Annotated in this window: 14 protein-coding genes; 5 read left to right on the forward strand and 9 right to left on the reverse strand. The window is 60.2% G+C overall.

Annotated elements, in window-relative coordinates:
• Positions 1–165 precede the first annotated feature (165 nt).
• The gene (gene xth, locus ACTF58_RS00875; RefSeq protein WP_438990069.1) at positions 166–945 is read left to right on the forward strand and encodes an exodeoxyribonuclease III; all 780 of its coding nucleotides are present in this window, start codon (positions 166–168) and stop codon (positions 943–945) included.
• Here the strand turns inward: xth and pgi are convergent.
• Genes pgi through zwf form a run of 3 tightly spaced genes read right to left on the reverse strand, consistent with a single transcriptional unit; the run spans position 942 to position 4605 of the window.
• Positions 942–2483, reverse strand: coding sequence for a glucose-6-phosphate isomerase (pgi, locus tag ACTF58_RS00880; protein ID WP_438990070.1), 1542 nt, complete (start codon positions 2481–2483; stop codon positions 942–944). The genes xth and pgi overlap by 4 nt on opposite strands.
• Entirely contained in the window at positions 2480–3154 is a 675-nt protein-coding gene (pgl, locus tag ACTF58_RS00885) for a 6-phosphogluconolactonase (RefSeq protein WP_438990071.1), read from the reverse strand. Before pgl ends, pgi begins: the two co-directional genes overlap by 4 nt.
• Positions 3151–4605 carry a glucose-6-phosphate dehydrogenase gene (gene zwf, locus ACTF58_RS00890; RefSeq protein WP_438990072.1) on the reverse strand — a complete coding sequence of 485 codons (1455 nt, stop codon included), beginning with the start codon at positions 4603–4605 and terminating at the stop codon, positions 3151–3153. The genes pgl and zwf overlap by 4 nt, the downstream gene beginning before the upstream one ends.
• 140 nt (positions 4606–4745) lie before the next feature.
• Here zwf and ACTF58_RS00895 point away from each other — a divergent pair, with 140 nt between their 5' ends.
• Positions 4746–5696, forward strand: a complete 951-nt coding sequence (locus tag ACTF58_RS00895) for a radical SAM protein (protein ID WP_438990073.1) — start codon at positions 4746–4748, stop codon at positions 5694–5696.
• 10 nt (positions 5697–5706) lie between these two features.
• Here ACTF58_RS00895 and ACTF58_RS00900 read toward each other — a convergent pair whose 3' ends face one another.
• Positions 5707–6810 carry an anhydro-N-acetylmuramic acid kinase gene (locus ACTF58_RS00900; protein WP_438990074.1) on the reverse strand — a complete coding sequence of 368 codons (1104 nt, stop codon included), beginning with the start codon at positions 6808–6810 and terminating at the stop codon, positions 5707–5709.
• 61 nt (positions 6811–6871) lie between these two features.
• Between ACTF58_RS00900 and tyrS the strand changes: the two genes are divergently transcribed.
• Positions 6872–8125 (forward strand): tyrosine--tRNA ligase, encoded by a 1254-nt coding sequence (gene tyrS, locus ACTF58_RS00905; protein WP_438990075.1) that lies wholly within the window; start codon positions 6872–6874, stop codon positions 8123–8125.
• A 131-nt stretch (positions 8126–8256) separates the two neighbouring features.
• Here the strand turns inward: tyrS and ACTF58_RS00910 are convergent, their stop codons facing one another.
• The 4 genes from ACTF58_RS00910 to ACTF58_RS00925 all read right to left on the reverse strand — a co-directional run bounded on the left by ACTF58_RS00910 (position 8257) and on the right by ACTF58_RS00925 (position 12277).
• Entirely contained in the window at positions 8257–9564 is a 1308-nt protein-coding gene (locus ACTF58_RS00910) for an HlyC/CorC family transporter (protein ID WP_438990076.1), read from the reverse strand.
• Positions 9565–9659: 95 nt separating this feature from the next.
• On the reverse strand, positions 9660–10580 hold the full coding sequence (locus ACTF58_RS00915) for a site-specific tyrosine recombinase XerD (RefSeq protein WP_438990077.1): 921 nt from the start codon (positions 10578–10580) through the stop codon (positions 9660–9662).
• 1 nt (position 10581) lies between these two features.
• Positions 10582–12075 (reverse strand): hypothetical protein, encoded by a 1494-nt coding sequence (locus ACTF58_RS00920; protein WP_438990078.1) that lies wholly within the window; start codon positions 12073–12075, stop codon positions 10582–10584.
• Between the two features lie 52 nt (positions 12076–12127).
• A complete protein-coding gene (locus tag ACTF58_RS00925; protein WP_438990079.1) occupies positions 12128–12277 on the reverse strand; it encodes a hypothetical protein in 150 nt (49 codons plus the stop codon).
• Positions 12278–12413: 136 nt separating this feature from the next.
• Between ACTF58_RS00925 and ACTF58_RS00930 the strand changes: the two genes are divergently transcribed.
• Entirely contained in the window at positions 12414–12968 is a 555-nt protein-coding gene (locus ACTF58_RS00930) for a shikimate kinase (RefSeq protein ID WP_438990080.1), read from the forward strand.
• Positions 12961–14076, forward strand: coding sequence for a 3-dehydroquinate synthase (aroB, locus tag ACTF58_RS00935; protein ID WP_438990081.1), 1116 nt, complete (start codon positions 12961–12963; stop codon positions 14074–14076). The genes ACTF58_RS00930 and aroB overlap by 8 nt, the downstream gene beginning before the upstream one ends.
• 176 nt (positions 14077–14252) lie before the next feature.
• Here the strand turns inward: aroB and ACTF58_RS00940 are convergent, their stop codons facing one another.
• The gene (locus tag ACTF58_RS00940; protein ID WP_438990082.1) at positions 14253–16676 is read right to left on the reverse strand and encodes a GcvT family protein; all 2424 of its coding nucleotides are present in this window, start codon (positions 16674–16676) and stop codon (positions 14253–14255) included.
• Positions 16677–16819: the final 143 nt, after the last annotated feature.

Genomic DNA, 16819 nt, shown 5'->3' on the forward strand with positions numbered 1-16819 from the left:
TATTAAAGTTTCTTCCTTATGGTCTGTTGATATCTCAAGACTAACAACAAGCCTTGCCCCCAGACAGCACAGCACAGCACATCCCTGATTTTTGCCAAGCTCAAGCTCTGGCGGCGCGGTGATTCTTCGGCTACACCTGAGCCATCACAAGCGCAGGCAGGCCCCATGAAATTCGCAACATTCAACATCAACGGCGTCAAAGCCCGCATCGACACGCTCCTGACATGGCTCAAGGACGACGCCCCCGATGTGGCGATCCTCCAAGAGATCAAATCTGTCGATGAAGCCTTCCCCCGCGAAGAGATCGAAGCGCTCGGCTATCAGGTCGAAACCCATGGCCAAAAGTCCTTCAACGGCGTCGCGCTCCTGTCCAAGCTGCCCCTCGAAGACATCACCCGCGGCCTCGCAGGCGACGCTGAAGACGAGCAGGCCCGCTATATAGAAGCAACCGTGATCGGCAAAAAAGCCCTGCGCATCTGCGGCCTCTACCTGCCCAATGGCAACCCAGTCCCAGGCCCGAAATATGACTACAAACTCGCGTGGATGAAGCGGCTTCATACACGCGCCGAAGAGTTGCTCGCGCTGGAAGAGCCGTTCTTCATGGCCGGCGATTACAACGTGATTCCCCAAGACGAAGACGCCGCCAAGCCCGAAAGCTGGCACGCAGACGCCCTCGCCCTGCCCGAAAGCCGCGAGGCCTTCCGCCGCCTGCTCGCCCTTGGCCTCACCGAGGCCTTTCGCGCCCAGACCCAAGGCGGCGGGCACTACTCCTTCTGGGATTACCAAGCAGGCGCATGGCAGCGCAACAACGGCATCCGCATCGACCACTTCCTGCTCAGCCCCGAATGCGCCGACCTTATGGTCAAATGCGAAATTCAAGCCGAGCTGCGCGGCCGCGAAAAGCCCTCAGACCACGTGCCCGTCTGGCTCGAACTCGATATCTAGCCCTGATGCGCGCGGTAAAGCGCCACAAGCTGCGCGGTTGAGCTGTCAAGATCAGCCTCCGCGCCCGCCAGAACAGGCTGCAAGGCCGTCGCCAGCTCCTTGCCAAGCTCGACGCCAAACTGGTCAAACGAGTTGATCCCGAGGATCACCCCCTCAACAAAAACACGGTGCTCATAAAGCGCAATGATCCGCCCCAACATCTTTGGCGTCAGCCTCTCATAAGCCATGGTGACAGAGGGCCGGTTGCCTTCAAAAACGCGCGGCAGCTCGGCGTGGTCGCGCCCGAGCATCATAGCCTGTGATTGCGCCAAACAATTCGCCACCAAAAGCGCGTGATGATGGGCCAGCTCTGGCTCATGGCCCTGCATCGCCACCAAAAACTCCGCAGGCACAATCTGCGTGCCTTGGTGCAAAAGCTGGTAAAACGCGTGCTGCCCGTTTGTGCCAGGTTCGCCCCAGACAATCGGCCCCGAGCCAAAGGCCAGCGCCTCGCCCGTCTTGCTTACACGCTTGCCGTTGCTCTCCATTTCAAGCTGCTGCAAATAGGCAGGCAGCCTCGCGAGCCGCTGATCATAAGGCAGCACCGCGCGGGTTTTGTGCCCGCAAACCTGATGATGCCAAAGCCCGACAAGCGCATGGATCACAGGCAGGTTTTGAGCCAGCGGTGCCTGCGCAAAATGGCTGTCCATCTCCGCAGCCCCCGCCAGAAACGCAGCAAAATCCTCAGGCCCAATCGCCAGCATCAAGCTCAAGCCAATCGGCCCCCAGACCGAATAGCGCCCACCAACCCAGTCTTCAAAGCCAAACACACGCTCTGCCGGAATACCAAAGGCCGCCGCCCTCTGCTCTGCGCTCGAAATCGCGGCAAACTGCGCCGCAGGCTCTCCGCCATGCTCGGCCATCCAGCGCCGCGCCGTCTCGGCGTTGGTCATGGTCTCAATGGTGGTAAAGGTCTTGGAGGCCACCAGAACAAGCGTGCTCGCCGCATTCAGCCCCTTCAAAACGTCATGAATATGCGCCCCGTCAATATTGGAGACAAAATGCAGCCGCGGCCCGTCGCTGTAAGGCGCAAGCGCCAGCGCCGCCATCGCCGGCCCAAGGTCTGATCCGCCAATCCCGATGTTTACCACATCAGTGATCGCGCCTGCCCGCACCTCGCGCGCAAAAGCCGCCATCCGCCCCAGCGTGGCCCGCACCTCGGGCATCACATCCTGCCCATCCACCTCAATCACAGCGTCAGGCCCCGCACGCAATGCCGTATGCAAAACAGCCCGCCCCTCGCTTGTATTGATCTTGTCGCCACGCATCATAGCCTCACGCGCAGCAGGCACCTCGGCCGCCTCGGCAAGCTCCAGAAGCGCCGCAAAGCTCTCCTCAGTCAGCGCCGTTTTGGAAAAGTCATAAAGCATCCCACAGGCACGGCGGCTAAAGCGCTCCGCCCGCTCCGCATCCGCCTCAAACAGATCGGCAATCTTGCCGCGCGCCTTGCCCAGCGTAAATACCCGCGCCCACTCAGCCGCAACCTGCGCCGCCCTCATGGCGCCCAATGCACAGTCGTGCCCTCAAGGATCGCGTTCACAGGCGCTTTTTCGGGCGGCAGTGTCGCCGCGCGCTCAAGGGCGGCGCGCTTGTCCGCCCCGATGATCACCAGATGTTTGCTCAAAGCCCCATTGAGCACATTGGCCGTCAAGGTGACGCGCGGTTCAGGCTCACCGTCAGCCTCAATCGGCGTCAGAAGCGCGCTCGTTTCGTCGCTCAGCGCAACATCAAGCCCCTTGGCCCGCGGAAAAAGCGAGGCCGTGTGCATATCCGCGCCCATCCCAAGCAGCAAAACCGAGATCGGCAAGCAAGGCAAAATCGTGCTTTCCACCTCCGCCAAAGTCTCGTCAGGGCGTGCAGCGCCCGTATAATAGGGATGAAACACAGCCGCCGCCGCGCGGCCCTGCAACAGCCGCTCGCGGATCAGCCGCGCATTGGAGCGCAGGTGCACCTCAGGCCGCCAGCGCTCGTCTGACAACATTACATCAACCCGCGACCAGTCAATATCCGCCGCACAGAGCGCATCAAAAATCGGCCCCGGCGTGCTCCCCCCCGGAACCACAAAGCTTGCGCGTTCCGCGTGAAAAAGCACATTCTCAAGTTCGCCCGCGAGCCTGTTCGCCACCCCCATAAACAGCAGATCGTCGTCAGGGTAAGTCTCTAAAATCATTCCTTAATCTCCCTCCAGCGCCGCCCGTCACGGTGCATCAACATCAGCGCATCATCCGGCCCCGCCGTGTCAGGCTCATAAGGTAGCGGTGCCTCGCGCCGCTCTTCCCAGCCCGCAATGATAGGATCGGTCCAGCGCCAAGCCGCCTCGACTTCGTCATCGCGCATAAACAAGGTCTGGTTGCCACGGATCACATCCATAATCAGCCGCTCATAGGCGTCAGGCACGTCTTCGCCATCAGGCCCAAGCGCCTCGGCAAAGCTCATATCCAGCGGCACATCAATCAGCCGCATCCCGCCGGGGCCTGGCTCCTTAATGGTCACACCAAGCTCGATCCCCTCATTGGGCTGCAGACGAATGCTCAGAATATTGCGGTGCCGCCCCGCATCATCGCCAAAAATACTATGCGGCGTGTCCTTAAACACGACAGCAATTTCGCTCGCGCGGGCCTTGAGCCGCTTGCCCGTGCGCAAATAAAACGGTGTCCCCGCCCACCGCCAGTTCGAAATATGCGCCTTAAGCGCGATAAAGCTCTCGGTTGCGCTGTCCTCAGCCCCGACATCCTCAAAATAGCTCACACGCGCCTCATCCGCGCCATACTGCCCGCGCACGTAGTCTTGCGGCCCGACAGGCTCCAGCGCACGGATCACCTTGAGCTTTTCATCGCGCACCGCCGCAGGTTCAAACCGCGCTGGCGGCTCCATCGCAATCAGGCACAACAGCTGCATAAGGTGGTTTTGCACCATATCGCGCATGGCCCCCGCGCGGTCATAATATTCGCCGCGCCCCGCAACCCCGACAGTTTCGGCCACTGTGATCTGGATATGATCGATATACTGACTGTTCCACAGCGGCTCAAAGAGCATATTGCCAAAGCGCACAGCCATCAGGTTTTGCACGGTTTCTTTGCCAAGATAGTGATCAATCCGGTAAATCTGGCTCTCGTCAAAATGCTTGGCCAAAGCCGCGTTGAGCGCCTTGGCGCTTGCCAGGTCGCGCCCGAAGGGCTTCTCCACAACAATACGGGTTTCTTCCCCCGCCAGCCCGTATTTGTGCAAGCGCTTGGCAAGGTCTTCAAAGAGGCTCGGCCCGACCGAAAAGTAAAACGCCCGTGTCGCCCCCCTGTTGCAGAGCGCCTTGAGAGCGTCCCAGCCCTCGCTGCCCCGCGCATCAAGCGTGACATAATCCAGCCGCGCCACAAACGCCTTATAATCAGACAGTTTCGCCCCCTTCACACGGGCAAACTCCTTTAGGGCCTCCAAAACAAAGGCCCGAAAGCTTGCCTCGTCATGCTCCGAGCGCGCCGCGCCAATGACACGCGCCTGATCGGGCATTTGCCCCGCATGAAACCGGCGAAACAGGCTGGGCAAAATCTTGCGCCGCGCAAGGTCCCCCGTGGCGCCAAAAATCACCAGATCAAAATCATCAACAGGAATGACGCGCGAAACCATAAGACAGCCTTGTGAGTTATTGCATAGGCGAGGATAACAGGCTTGAAGGCGTTCACAATGGCGTGCAAAGCTTGATCGGTTCTTTTTTGCCTGCTCGGTTTGGTTTAGCCAAGGAAAACACAGAAAAATTGTGAGGTGCCATGGAAGATTTTGCAAAGCCCGCCAACCTCGGCAAGTTTCAAGACCCGCATCTCACCGCCAAAGGCGAGACGCGCGCCTCCGTCGCCCTCACCAAGCCCGAGACGCTCTGGTTCAACACAGGCACGCTCTGCAACATCACCTGCGCCAATTGCTATATCGAAAGCTCCCCCACCAATGACGCGCTCGTCTATATGACGCGCGCCGAAGTAGAGCCTTATCTTGAAGAAATCAAAACGCTCGGCTGGCCGATCACCGAGATTGCCTTCACAGGCGGCGAACCCTTCATGAACCCCGAAATGATCGGCATGATGGATGCGGCGCTGGAGGCGGGGTTTGATGTCCTCGTGCTCACAAATGCCATGCGCCCGATGATGCGCAAATCGGTTCAGGCGGGGCTATTAAACCTCGCCGAGCGCTATGGTGACAAGATCACACTGCGGATCTCTCTTGATCATTGGTCCGCCAAGCTGCATGACGCCGAGCGCGGCAAAGACGCGTTCAAACGCACGCTTGAGGGCATGATCTGGCTGCGCGATCACGGCTTTCAAATGGCCGTCGCTGGCCGCATCGCCTTTCACGAAAGCGAAGCAGACGCCCGCGCTGGCTATGCACGCCTCTACGCCGAGAAAAACTTCAAGATCGATGCGCAAAGCCCTGCAAAGACAGTTCTTTTCCCCGAAATGGATATGAGCGTCGAAGTCCCCGAAATCACCACAGACTGCTGGGGTATCTTGGGCAAATCCCCTGATGATGTGATGTGCGCCTCCTCGCGCATGGTGGTCAAGCGCAAGGGCGCTGACGCCCCCGCTGTGCTCGCCTGCACGCTGCTGGCCTATACGCCCGAGTTCGAGCTTGGCGCGACGCTTTCCGAGGCCAGCGGCCCGGTGCAACTCAATCACCCCCATTGCGCCAAGTTTTGTGTGCTGGGCGGAGCCTCCTGCTCGGCCTAGGGTCCTGACCCTAAGGCCTGCTGACAATCCCGCCGCCCACAGCCGCACGCACGCCTGTTGTGCTCGGGCATGACGTGGGCAGCCCCCGCGCCACGCGCACCGCAAGATAGGCAAAGGCCTGCGCCTCCAGCATATCGCCATCAAGCCCCGTCTCGTCAATATTGCGCACAGGGCAGTCCAGCGCCGCAGCCAGCATCTCCATCATCACAGGGTTCAAGCGCCCGCCCCCCGTCACCAAAACCTCGCTCGGCGTTTCGGGCGCATGGTCCATGCCTTGCAACACAGAAGCCGCCGCCATCCCCGTGAGCGTGGCGGCCGCATCCGCATCTGACAGCTCCAGCACAAGGTCGCGCATCTCCGCAAAAGCGTCCCGATCCAGCGACTTCGGCGGCATCCGGTAAAAATACGGATCCGCCAAAAACAGCTCCAGCGCCCCTGTCTCGACAGTCCCCTTACGCGCCAAAGCACCGCCCGCGTCATAAGGCTGGCCCAGCCGCTCGTTGCAGAGGTCATTGAGCGGCGCATTCGCTGGCCCCGTGTCAAAAGCCAGCACAGCGCCCGCAGCCTCAGGTTTTTCAATGCGCGGATCAACAAAGGTAATGTTGCCCACCCCGCCAAGATTGAGAAACGCAACAGGCTTTGTGTAGCCCAGATAGCGCGCACAAGCGTGGTGGAAAAACGGCGCAAGCGGCGCGCCCTCCCCGCCAAGCTCCACATCGGATGAGCGAAAATCCCAGACAACGGCCTTACCAAGCGCCGCCGCCAAAGCCGCGCCATCTCCCATCTGATGCGTGCCCCGCCCGCGCGGCTCATGCGCCAGCGTCTGGCCATGAAAGCCGACAAGCTCCGCCTCATAGCCCGTGAGCGCCTCGACATGGGCACGCTGCACAATCTCAAACGCCGCACCAAGCCCCGCATCGCCCTGCCACTTGCCCAAAGCCGCCCGTAAAACAGCCTGCTCAGCAGGCGTATAGCCGCGATAGCCCGTCGCCCCGAAGCCGAATATCTCCTGACCGTCGGTCACGACTTCCGCCACATCAACCCCGTCCAGAGAGGTGCCGCTCATCGCGCCAATCGCGCACAAACCCGTGCCTGCTTCAAAGCCCTTAATCATGGTCTTTTCCTTCGCCCATGAGCGCTCTATACAAGCGCGAAAGCAGCCAAGGAATATCAAAATGACCTATCACCCAAAATCGGAGTTCATGCGTGTCATGATCGAGCGTGGCTTTCTCGCGGATTGCACCGATTATCAGGGCCTTGATGAGGCCATGGTTGCAGGTGTGGTTCCGGCCTACATCGGCTTTGATGCCACCGCCAAATCGCTGCACGTCGGCTCTCTGATCCAGATCATGATGCTGCGCTGGCTGCAAAAAACCGGCCACAAGCCAATCACCCTGATGGGCGGCGGCACAACAAAGGTGGGCGACCCGTCTTTTCGCGCCGACGAGCGCCCTCTCCTTGATGATGCAGCCATCAACGACAACATAGACGGTATCAAGCAAGTCTTCGCCAAATATGTCGACTACAACGACAGCGACACAGGCGCGCTCATGCTCAACAACGCCGAGTGGCTTGATGGCCTCAATTACCTCGCATTTCTGCGCGATATCGGCCGCCACTTCTCGGTCAATCGTATGCTCGCCTTTGAAAGCGTCAAAAGCCGGATCGACCGAGAGCAGAGCTTGAGCTTCCTTGAGTTCAACTACATGATCCTGCAAGCCTATGATTTCCTTGAGCTCAACCGCCGCTACGGCTGCGCCCTCCAGATGGGCGGCTCTGATCAGTGGGGCAATATCGTCAACGGAATCGATCTCACACGCCGCGTCAGCGGTGCCGAAATCTACGGCCTCACATCGCCCCTTCTCACCACATCTGATGGCAAGAAAATGGGCAAATCCGCCGATGGCGCGGTCTGGCTCAACGCCGATATGCGCAGCCCCTATGAGTTCTGGCAGTTCTGGCGCAACACCACAGATGCCGATGTCGCCCGCTTCCTCAAACTCTACACAGAGCTGCCCCTCGCCGACTGCGAGCGCCTCGGCGCGCTCGAAGGCTCTGAGATCAACGAGGCAAAAGTGGTCCTCGCCAATGAGGTGACCGCCCTCTGCCACGGCCGCGCCGCCGCCGAGGCCGCCGAGGCCACCGCGCGCGACGTCTTTGAGCGCGGCGGGGTCGGCGAAGAGCTAACGACAGTGGCCCTACCCGCCGCCGACATAGAAGGCGGCATCTCCGCTGCCCAGCTCTTTGTGCGCGCGGGCCTCGTCGGCTCGGGCAAAGAAGCCAAACGCCTCATTTCCGAAGGCGGCGCGCGCGTCAACGACGCCGCCGTGACAGAGGCAGGCCAGATGTTTTCAGCCGAGGATGTCGCCGCCACGCTCAAGCTCACCGCGGGCAAAAAGCGCCACGCTCTGGTCAAGCTCGAGGGCTGATCAGCCCCCCTGCTTTTTCTTTTTGCCGAAAATATCCCGGGGGGAGGTTTCAAACGTCTCAAGACGTTTGAAACTGGGGGGCAGCGCCCCCCACGGGTCGGCGTCAGCCGAACCGCCTTATCTGTGCGCTCTCAAAGCGGACGGATCTTGAATTTGGTAATCCGGTTGTCAGCCCGCTCCTGAACCGTAAAGCGGAAGCCATGAAAGGCAAAGACCTGCCCCACCTCAGGGATCATCTGCGCCTCATGGATCACAAGCCCCGCCACTGTGTTGGCGTCCTCGTCGGGCAAAGACCAGTCGGTCGCACGGTTGAAGTCGCGAATGGTCATCGCCCCGTCGACATAAAACACCCCGTCCTCGCCCTTGGTCACAGAATGCTCCGCCGCAGGGTCATGCTCGTCGGTGATCTCGCCGACAATCTCTTCGAGGATGTCCTCGAGCGTGATCAACCCCTGCAAAACCCCGTATTCATCCACCACGAGGGCAAAATGCGTGCGGCGGCGCAAAAACTGGCGCATCTGCTCGTCCAGCGTCGTGGTTTCAGGCACAAAATAGGGCTCCATCGCCACTTCAGCGATATCAAACCCGTTAAACGCCGCCTCGACGGTCCCCGCCGCCATCATATGCTTGTGCATGGAGCGCAACAGGTCTTTGGCGTGGATCACGCCAATGATATTGTCCTGCTCGCCGCGATAGACAGGCAAGCGGGTGTGGTTGCTGCTCAAACAGCGGTCAAGGATTTCCTGCGGCTCAAGATCGGCATCAATCATCTCAATTCCAGACCTGTGAAGCATGATCTCCTCCACAGCCCGCTCCGCCAGATCGAGCGCGCCAAGAATACGGTCGCGGTCTTCCTTCTCGACAATCCCTTCAGAATGCCCCAGCGACAGCGCACCGGCAATTTCTTCGCGCACAGCCAGAATATGGCTGTCAGGGTCCGCCTGAATGCCAATCACCCGCAACAACAGCCGCACAAACCACCGCACAGCACTCACCACAGGCGCAAACACCAAGACAACAATACGGATCGGCGCCGAAACAAGCCCCGCCGCGCGCTCGGCATTGGTGATCGCGTAAGTTTTGGGCAGCACTTCGGCAAAGACAAGCACAAGCATGGTCATAACCAAAGTCGCCATCGCCACGCCACTTTCCCCAAAGAGGGCCGTGAAGAGAGAGGTCGCCAGCGAGGCGGCTAGAATATTGACAAGATTGTTGCCCAAAAGGACCGACCCAATCAGCCGCTCGTTGTCCTCGGTGATCTCAAGCGCGCGCTTCGCGCCCGAGTTGCCCTTGTCTGCCTGCGTGCGCAGCTTGCCGCGCGAGGCCGCCGTCAATGCGGTTTCGCTTCCCGAAAAGAAGCCTGACAAAACCAGCAAAAAGGCAATCGCCCCCGCGGTTATCCAATACGCCCCATCAGATGAGGCCACAGTCGGATCCATTGATCCCTCCCCTTAAAGTCACGTTCTTATGAAGCCTTTGGCTGCAAAAATTCAAGGGCCAAGGCGCGCTTTGCCGCGCTTGTGCTCCTATAACCTCAGTCTTTGGCCATAGGGTGGTGATTGAGCACCAGATCCGCCAGCCGCTTTTCCAAAACATGGGTGTAAATCTCGGTCGTCGCCACATCCGCATGGCCCAGAAGCGTCTGGATCGCGCGCAGATCGGCCCCATTGGCCAGCAAATGGGTCGCAAAGGCATGGCGCAGCTTGTGCGGGCTGACTTTCGCAGGGCTGATCCCCGCCACCACGGCGATCTCCTTGATCAGAAGATAAAACCGATGCCGCGTCATATGCCCCGCCTTGCTCGGACTGGCAAAAAGAAACCGCGAGGCCGCCTGCCCCTTTGCGCGCGCCCCCTCCTCAGCCGCATCGCGCAAAAGAAGCCACTCCTGCAACAAACCCCGCGCATCCGGCGACAGCGGCACAATCCGCTCCTTGCCGCCCTTGCCCGTGATCAGCAGATATTTCGGATTACCCCGCGCCGCCGCCACAGGCAGGCTCACAAGCTCGCTGACACGCATCCCCGTGGCGTAAAGCAGCTCCAGCAAACAACGGTTGCGCAGCCGTTCAGGCGCGCCGCGCCCGACAGCACCTGCGCTGTCCAAAAGGCGGCTCACCTCCTCCTCGGAGAGGACCTGAGGCAAAGCCTTACTGCGCCCTGGCCCGCTGATCTCAAGCGCGGGGTTGTCGGGGCGGATACGCTCCTCATAGGCAAAGCGGTAATATTGCTTGATCGCGGAAAGCCTGCGCGCGCGGGTCGACTTGGCGAGCCCCTCGGCATCACAGGCGATGAGATAGGCCTCGATATCAGGCTTGCCAAGACGTTCGGGCGCATGGCCGTGATGCCCACACCAGCCAAGAAAGCTGTTCAAATCGCGCGCATAGGCCTCAAGCGTGTTCTTGGCCGCGCCCGCCTCGGCGGCTTTTGTTTCCAAGAACATTCCCAGCCAGTCACGCATTTCAGAACTGCCGCTTCTGAAGCATCATATCCAGACTGGCGCGCCGCGCCACATCTTCAAGCCCCATGAGGCGCAGCGCCGCAATCCCGCTCTTGAGCGCCGTCAAATCTCCGCTCAAGCCCGCCTTGATTTGCTCGCAGGCACGCAAAATCGCCAGCCCAAGCTGTCCGCCCTCCATCAGAGACACCACATCAGGATCAACCCGCGCGCCGCCAAACCCATCTTCAATCGCTTCTGCCAGCCGATCCTCCAGCGCCCCCGCCCCCACAGGCGCCCCCGCCGCAAGGCTCTGCAAAAAAGCAGTCTCCCCCGTCAGGCGCTGCGGCGCCTCGGCGCGCTCGTACTCGCCGCTCAATAAAGTCAATCTAAACCGCAGCTCTTCGGCCTCAGGACTCAAATCTGCGCCGACAATCTCGGGCACATATATCTCGGCCAAAAGAGAGACCAACCCATGCGCCGCCAATTCATCATAAGCCGCTCTCAAAGCCGCACTGAGCGGCGCGCGGCGCCCGTCCTCCAAAGCCGCCTCAAGCCGTTGCACCGCCCGCGCCCGCTCCCAAACCCCGCCAGAGGCCGAGGGTTTGCGCTCGGTGTAAAGCCCGAGCAAGACATTGCTCGACAAGGCCCCATTGCGCACCAGCCGCTCTGCCGCTTCCAACTGGGCCTTCCAGCCCGCCACAGCGCGCAAATCAGACACAGCAAAAGCCACCGGCAGGTTCGCCGTCGGCAAAGGCGTGCCAACCGCGTCATAGAGCCTGAATTCCAAAGGGCTGATCTCGCGCGGCGGCGCAAGGCCGGGGCTGGCCTCGGCATAATCAGGGTCAAGAAACGCCAGCAAAAGCTGCCGCTCAGAGCCGCTCAACAGCCCCAAGGCATCCGCCGCCTCAAACAAGAGCGCCGCATCCTCCCAGTTCTCGCCACGCAAGGCACAAAAGATATGTGCCGCATAATCGTTGGATAAGCCCCGCTTGGCGTTGAGCACACCACAGGCCTTGTCTTCAAGCCCCGCCAAAAGCGTCAGATCAAACCAAAGCCCGAAATGCGCCACACTTGAAAGAGGCAAGCGCTCAACCAGCGCCTCGGCAGGCTCGATCGCCCCGAAGGCGCGCAGCATATCCGCCCGCAGCGTGAGAAAACGCTCCGCGTCCGCGCCTTGTGGCGGCAAAGCCTCCGCCAGCATCAATGTGTAAAACAGCCGTTGCAGCGCGGCTATGTTGCGAAAATCCGCCAGAGCAATTTCGCCGCGCAGCACCTCAAAGTCGCTGGCCGACCAAAGCGTCTCAGGCAGCCCCGTCACAGAGCGCCCCAACAGCCCCACAGAGACCTGCGCACCCGCCACACCGATGCTCGCAATCGTCACATCCGGCGATGTTGCGCTGGCGCTGACAGGCGCTTCTGTCAAAGGCCCTTGCCCGCCCTCTGGCGCGCGGATCACGGGCCGCGTCTCTGCGAGCCAGTCTATCGCCGAAAGCGGCGCCTCGGCCTTCAGCGGCATCGCGCCGAAAAGGGCCCCTAAGAGCGCCGGCGCAAGCAGGCGGGAAGGCAGGCTAATGCGCATCCAGCTCCACCGGAATGCGAATCTCTTGGGGCTTGGGGGCAAACTCCGCGTCAAAGACCGGCCCCACATAAGCATAGGCCAAGAGCGCAACAAACCCCAGAATGATCAAATAAAACAACCACTTGAGAAGTTTACCCATATGCTCTCCGCCCTCGCTTTATCGCGCTTGATCCACTTTATATCTGGCATTTTGCTAAAGATCACGCCATTCAGGCGAACAATAAATCAAAACTGCAAAGATTGGCTGATCACAGATCAGCCAAAGCTGGAGACAGATGCGCTACAGGTTGAACAAAACCATTGTTCTGGTCGGCATGATGGGGGCTGGCAAAACAGCCGTCGGTCGCGCCCTCGCGGTCAAGATCGGGGCACCGTTTCTGGATTCCGATGCCGAAATCGTTCAAGCCGCAAACATGAGCATCCCCGAGATATTTTCACGCGATGGCGAGCCGTTTTTTCGCGCCCGCGAAACAGAGGTGATCCGCCGCTTGCTCAATGCAGATGAGAAGTCGGTTCTCTCCACAGGCGGCGGCGCTTTTCTCGCCGAAGAAAACCGCGCCCTCATTTCCAAACTCGGCGTCTCGGTCTTTCTGGACGCCGATCTTGATCTCCTCTGGAGCCGTGTCGGCCACAAAGACACCCGCCCGCTCCTGCGCACAGCCAATCCCCGCGCCACCTTGGCCGAAATATTTGACGCCCGCGCGCCCGTCTACGCCCGTGCCGATCTCTGCGTCACAGCCAAGCCCGCTTACTCGATCACGCAAATGGCCGATAAGGTGCTGAGCGCGCTCACGGCGCGCCAAGATGTCATGGAACCCGAAGATGATTGAAACAGTCCCCGTCTCGCTTGGCGCGCGCAGCTATGAGGTCAAGCTCGCCGCAGGGCTTTTGTCCGAGGCTGGTGCCCATATCGCGCCGCTCCTCAAGCGCCCCAAAGTGGCAATCATCAGCGACGCCAATGTCGCCAGCCTGCATTTGCAGACCCTCACCAAATCCTTGGAGGCCGCAGGCATTGCCCATTCAAACCTGTCCCTGCCCCAAGGCGAGGCGACAAAAAGCTGGGCCCATCTGCAAGAGGTCGTGCATTGGCTCCTCTCCGCGCAAATAGAGCGCGCAGATGTGGTCATAGCCTTTGGCGGTGGCGTGATTGGCGATCTGGTCGGCTTTGCGGCCGCCATCCTGCGCCGTGGCGTGCGCTTTGTGCAAATCCCGACCTCGCTTCTGGCGCAGGTCGACAGCTCCGTTGGCGGCAAAACAGGCATCAACGCCCCCCACGGCAAAAACCTCATCGGCGCCTTTCACCAGCCCAGCCTTGTGCTGGCCGATATTTCCCTCCTTGGCACGCTCACCGCGCGCGATTTTCTCGCAGGTTACGGCGAAGTCGCCAAATATGGCCTTCTCGGAGATGCAGCCTTCTTTGACTGGCTCGAAAAAAACGGCCCCGCCCTCGCCGCAGGCGATGAGGCCCTGCGCCTTGAGGCCGTCAAACATTCGGTCGCCATGAAAGCCGGCATCGTCGCGCGCGACGAAACCGAACAAGGCGAGCGCGCCCTGCTCAACTTGGGCCATACCTTCTGCCACGCGCTGGAAGCCGCCACAGGCTATTCAGATCGCCTCTTGCACGGGGAAGGCGTCGCCATCGGCTGCGCATTGGCCTATGAAACATCCGCCCGCCTCGGCCTCTGCTCCCAAGAGGCGCCCAGCCGCGTGCGCGCCCATCTCAAAGACATGAAGATGAAGGTTGATCTCTCTGATATCGCAGGAGATCTTCCAGATGCAGACGCCCTCATCGCACTCATGATGCAAGACAAAAAAGTCAGCGCAGGCACCCTCAATTTCATCATGGCCCGCGGCATCGGCGAAGCTTTTGTCACATCTGATGTCCCACAGGAGCTGCTGAAGCAGGTCCTCACAGACGCGCTGCAAAAGCGCCCTTAAGCCGCTCCTGACCTCGACCACATCAGCCCGCAGCCCGCTGCTGTGCGCCTCACCAGTCTTCCTCTTTCTAAAAATATCCTGGGGGGAGACTTCAAACGTCGTAAGACATTTGAAGTTGGGGGGCAAAGCCCCCCCCGTGTCCGATGGCGCGCAGCGCCATCGGACACCTGCGCCCCTTATGCGCGCAAACGCGCCCCTTTGGGGTCAAACGGCGCTTCGTGCAAGATCCGCCCCTTATGCGGCTGGCCAAGCACCATCACCTCGACAACATCCCCCGCTTTGGCGCCGCCCTTCACAAAGCCAAGCGCAAGGCTCATGCCGACAGTATAGCCATAGGCCCCCGAGCTGACACGGCCCACAGGCACACCGTCCTTAAAGATCGGCTCGCCCCCCGTCGCATCCGCATTCGAGGCGCTCACATCAGCCTCATCAAGCGCAATGATAACAAGCTCCTCGCGCGGCGCTTTGGTCATGGCCTCCGCCACTGCCTCTTTGTGCAGGAAGTCTTTCTCAAGTTTGCACAGCCGCTCAAGGCCAACTTCCTGAGGCCAGTATTCGGGGCTATATTCGCGGCTCCAGGAGCCATAGCCTTTCTCAACGCGCAAGCTCATCAAGGCGCGCCCGCCCACAGGCCCCGCGCCAAGGTCTTTGCCCGCCTCCAGAAGCGCCTCCCAAAGGCGCAGCTGGTCCTCGGTCTTGCAATGCAGTTCCCAGCCCAGATCGCCCGTAAAGCTCACCCGCAGGGCAAGACATTCCACACCCGCAATCTCGATCCGCTTGGAGCGCATAAACTTGAACTCATCGGTCTCAAAGCTGGCATTGCTGAGCTTCTGCAACAGCGCGCGGCTCTTCGGCCCCGCCACGTTAAACCCGCACATCGCCTCAGTCATGCTCTCAAATGTCGTGCCCGCTGGCAGCGGCACCATGTCATAGAACCGCTTCTGATAGCGTTCCGCCATCCCCGAGCTAACGATCCAGTATTCATCCTCCGCCAGCTTGGTGACGGTCGCGTCCCCCGCAATGCCGCCGCGCACCCCGATCAGAGGCGTCAGACAAGAGCGCCCGACCTCGCTTGGCATCTTGTTGGCAAAAACCGCATTGAGCCAGTCTTCCGCCCCCGGCCCCATACAACGGTATTTGGCAAAGTTGCTGATGTCGATAATGCCCGCGTGCTCGCGCAGCATTTTGCATTCCTCGCCCACAGGTCCCCACCAGTTCTGGCGGGTAAAGCCGTCGGTGTCCTCGGTGCCCTCCACGCCCGAATACCAGAGCGGATGCTCCCAGCCATAGTTGAGGCCAAAGACCGCGCCCATGGCTTTCTGGCTCGCGTAGGCAGGCCGCGTGCGCACAGGCCGCCCCGCCGCGCGCTCCTCATTGGGGAAGTGGATCTTGAAGCGATGCGCATAAACATCCTGCACCTTGGCCTTGGTGAATTTTTTATCCGCCCAAGCGCCAAACCGCGCCATATCCCAGGCAAACATATCATATTCCATCTCGCCCGTGGTGAGCCACTGCGCCACCATAAGCCCCATGCCCGCCGACTGGCTAAAGCCCGGAATAATCCCGTTACAGCAGAAATAGCCCTTGAGTTCAGGCACCGGCCCCAAAATCACATTGCTATCGGGCGACCAGATCATTGGCCCGTTGATCACCCGCTTGATGCCCGCCGTTCCCGCCACAGGCACGCGGTCAATCGCGCGCATGATATTTTCTTCAATACGATCAAGATCGTCGGCAAACAGGTCATGCGCAAAGTCCAGCGGCGTGCCGTTTTCAGCCCAGAACCGCATATCCTTCTCATACGCCCCAATTAGAAGGCCCTTGCCCTCTTGGCGCATATAATATTCGCCGTCACGGTCCGCCACCGAAGGCAAACGACGGTCAATCGCGGCAATCTCGGGGATGCTCTCGGTGACAAAATACTGGTGCTCCGTGGGCTGCAGCGGCAGTTCGATCCCCGCCATAGCAGCCACTTCGCGCCCCCACAGCCCCGCCGCATTGATCACCCAAGGCGTCTTGATATCGCCCTTAGGGGTGCGCACAATCCAGCTTCCGTCGGGCTGCGCCTCGGTTGCGGTCACAGGCGTAAAGCGGTGAATTTCCGCGCCCTTCTGACGCGCGCCCGCCGCATAGGCGTTGGTCACACCCGAGGGGTCCACATTCCCGCCTGATGGTTCCCACATAATACATTTGATGCCGTCAAAGTTCACCAAAGGGTGCAGCTCTTCGGCCCGCTCGCGGCTGATCTCGCCAAAATCCATGTTGTAAAGCTTGGCCTTGGCCTCTTGCAGCTTGAGCTGGTGCACACGCTCTTCTGTTTGCGCCAGATAGAGCGAGCCGGGCTGGAACACACCGCAGCTCTGACCTGTCTCTTCTTCCAGCGCATTGTAAAGGTTCATCGTGTAATGCTGCAGACGGCTGATATTGGCGCTGTCATGCAAGCCATGGATGCCTGCCGCCGCGTGCCACGTGCTGCCAGAGGTCAGCTCGTCGCGCTCAAGCAGCACAACATCGGTCCATCCTAGCTTTGTGAGATGATAAAGAATGGAGCAGCCAATCAAGCCTCCCCCGATTACAACAGCCTGAGCCTCGGTGCGCATGGAATTTTGCCTTTGCATTGCGTTTGTTTGCGCTTCACCCTGACGCAAAATTGCGCGATTCTTTTGCCAATCCCCGACACTTCTCGTCGCTGTGAGGCAAACTGCGCGAAAACGCATTCGCGACACATTCTGTCGCACAAAGC

Origin of the sequence: Lentibacter sp., from assembly GCF_965657785.1 — a bacterium.
In the GTDB taxonomy this organism is placed as follows: domain Bacteria; phylum Pseudomonadota; class Alphaproteobacteria; order Rhodobacterales; family Rhodobacteraceae; genus Lentibacter.

Coding starts and splice junctions, on each gene's coding strand:
- xth (WP_438990069.1), top strand. CDS start 166: ATGAAATTCGCAACATTCAACATCAACGGCGTCAAAGCCCGCATCGAC.
- ACTF58_RS00895 (WP_438990073.1), top strand. CDS start 4,746: ATGGAAGATTTTGCAAAGCCCGCCAACCTCGGCAAGTTTCAAGACCCG.
- ACTF58_RS00930 (WP_438990080.1), top strand. CDS start 12,414: ATGCGCTACAGGTTGAACAAAACCATTGTTCTGGTCGGCATGATGGGG.
- ACTF58_RS00940 (WP_438990082.1), bottom strand. CDS start 16,676: ATGCGCACCGAGGCTCAGGCTGTTGTAATCGGGGGAGGCTTGATTGGC.
- tyrS (WP_438990075.1), top strand. CDS start 6,872: ATGACCTATCACCCAAAATCGGAGTTCATGCGTGTCATGATCGAGCGT.
- ACTF58_RS00925 (WP_438990079.1), bottom strand. CDS start 12,277: ATGGGTAAACTTCTCAAGTGGTTGTTTTATTTGATCATTCTGGGGTTT.
- pgi (WP_438990070.1), bottom strand. CDS start 2,483: ATGAGGGCGGCGCAGGTTGCGGCTGAGTGGGCGCGGGTATTTACGCTG.
- pgl (WP_438990071.1), bottom strand. CDS start 3,154: ATGATTTTAGAGACTTACCCTGACGACGATCTGCTGTTTATGGGGGTG.
- ACTF58_RS00900 (WP_438990074.1), bottom strand. CDS start 6,810: ATGATTAAGGGCTTTGAAGCAGGCACGGGTTTGTGCGCGATTGGCGCG.
- aroB (WP_438990081.1), top strand. CDS start 12,961: ATGATTGAAACAGTCCCCGTCTCGCTTGGCGCGCGCAGCTATGAGGTC.
- ACTF58_RS00920 (WP_438990078.1), bottom strand. CDS start 12,075: ATGCCGCTGAAGGCCGAGGCGCCGCTTTCGGCGATAGACTGGCTCGCA.
- zwf (WP_438990072.1), bottom strand. CDS start 4,605: ATGGTTTCGCGCGTCATTCCTGTTGATGATTTTGATCTGGTGATTTTT.
- ACTF58_RS00910 (WP_438990076.1), bottom strand. CDS start 9,564: ATGGATCCGACTGTGGCCTCATCTGATGGGGCGTATTGGATAACCGCG.
- ACTF58_RS00915 (WP_438990077.1), bottom strand. CDS start 10,580: ATGCGTGACTGGCTGGGAATGTTCTTGGAAACAAAAGCCGCCGAGGCG.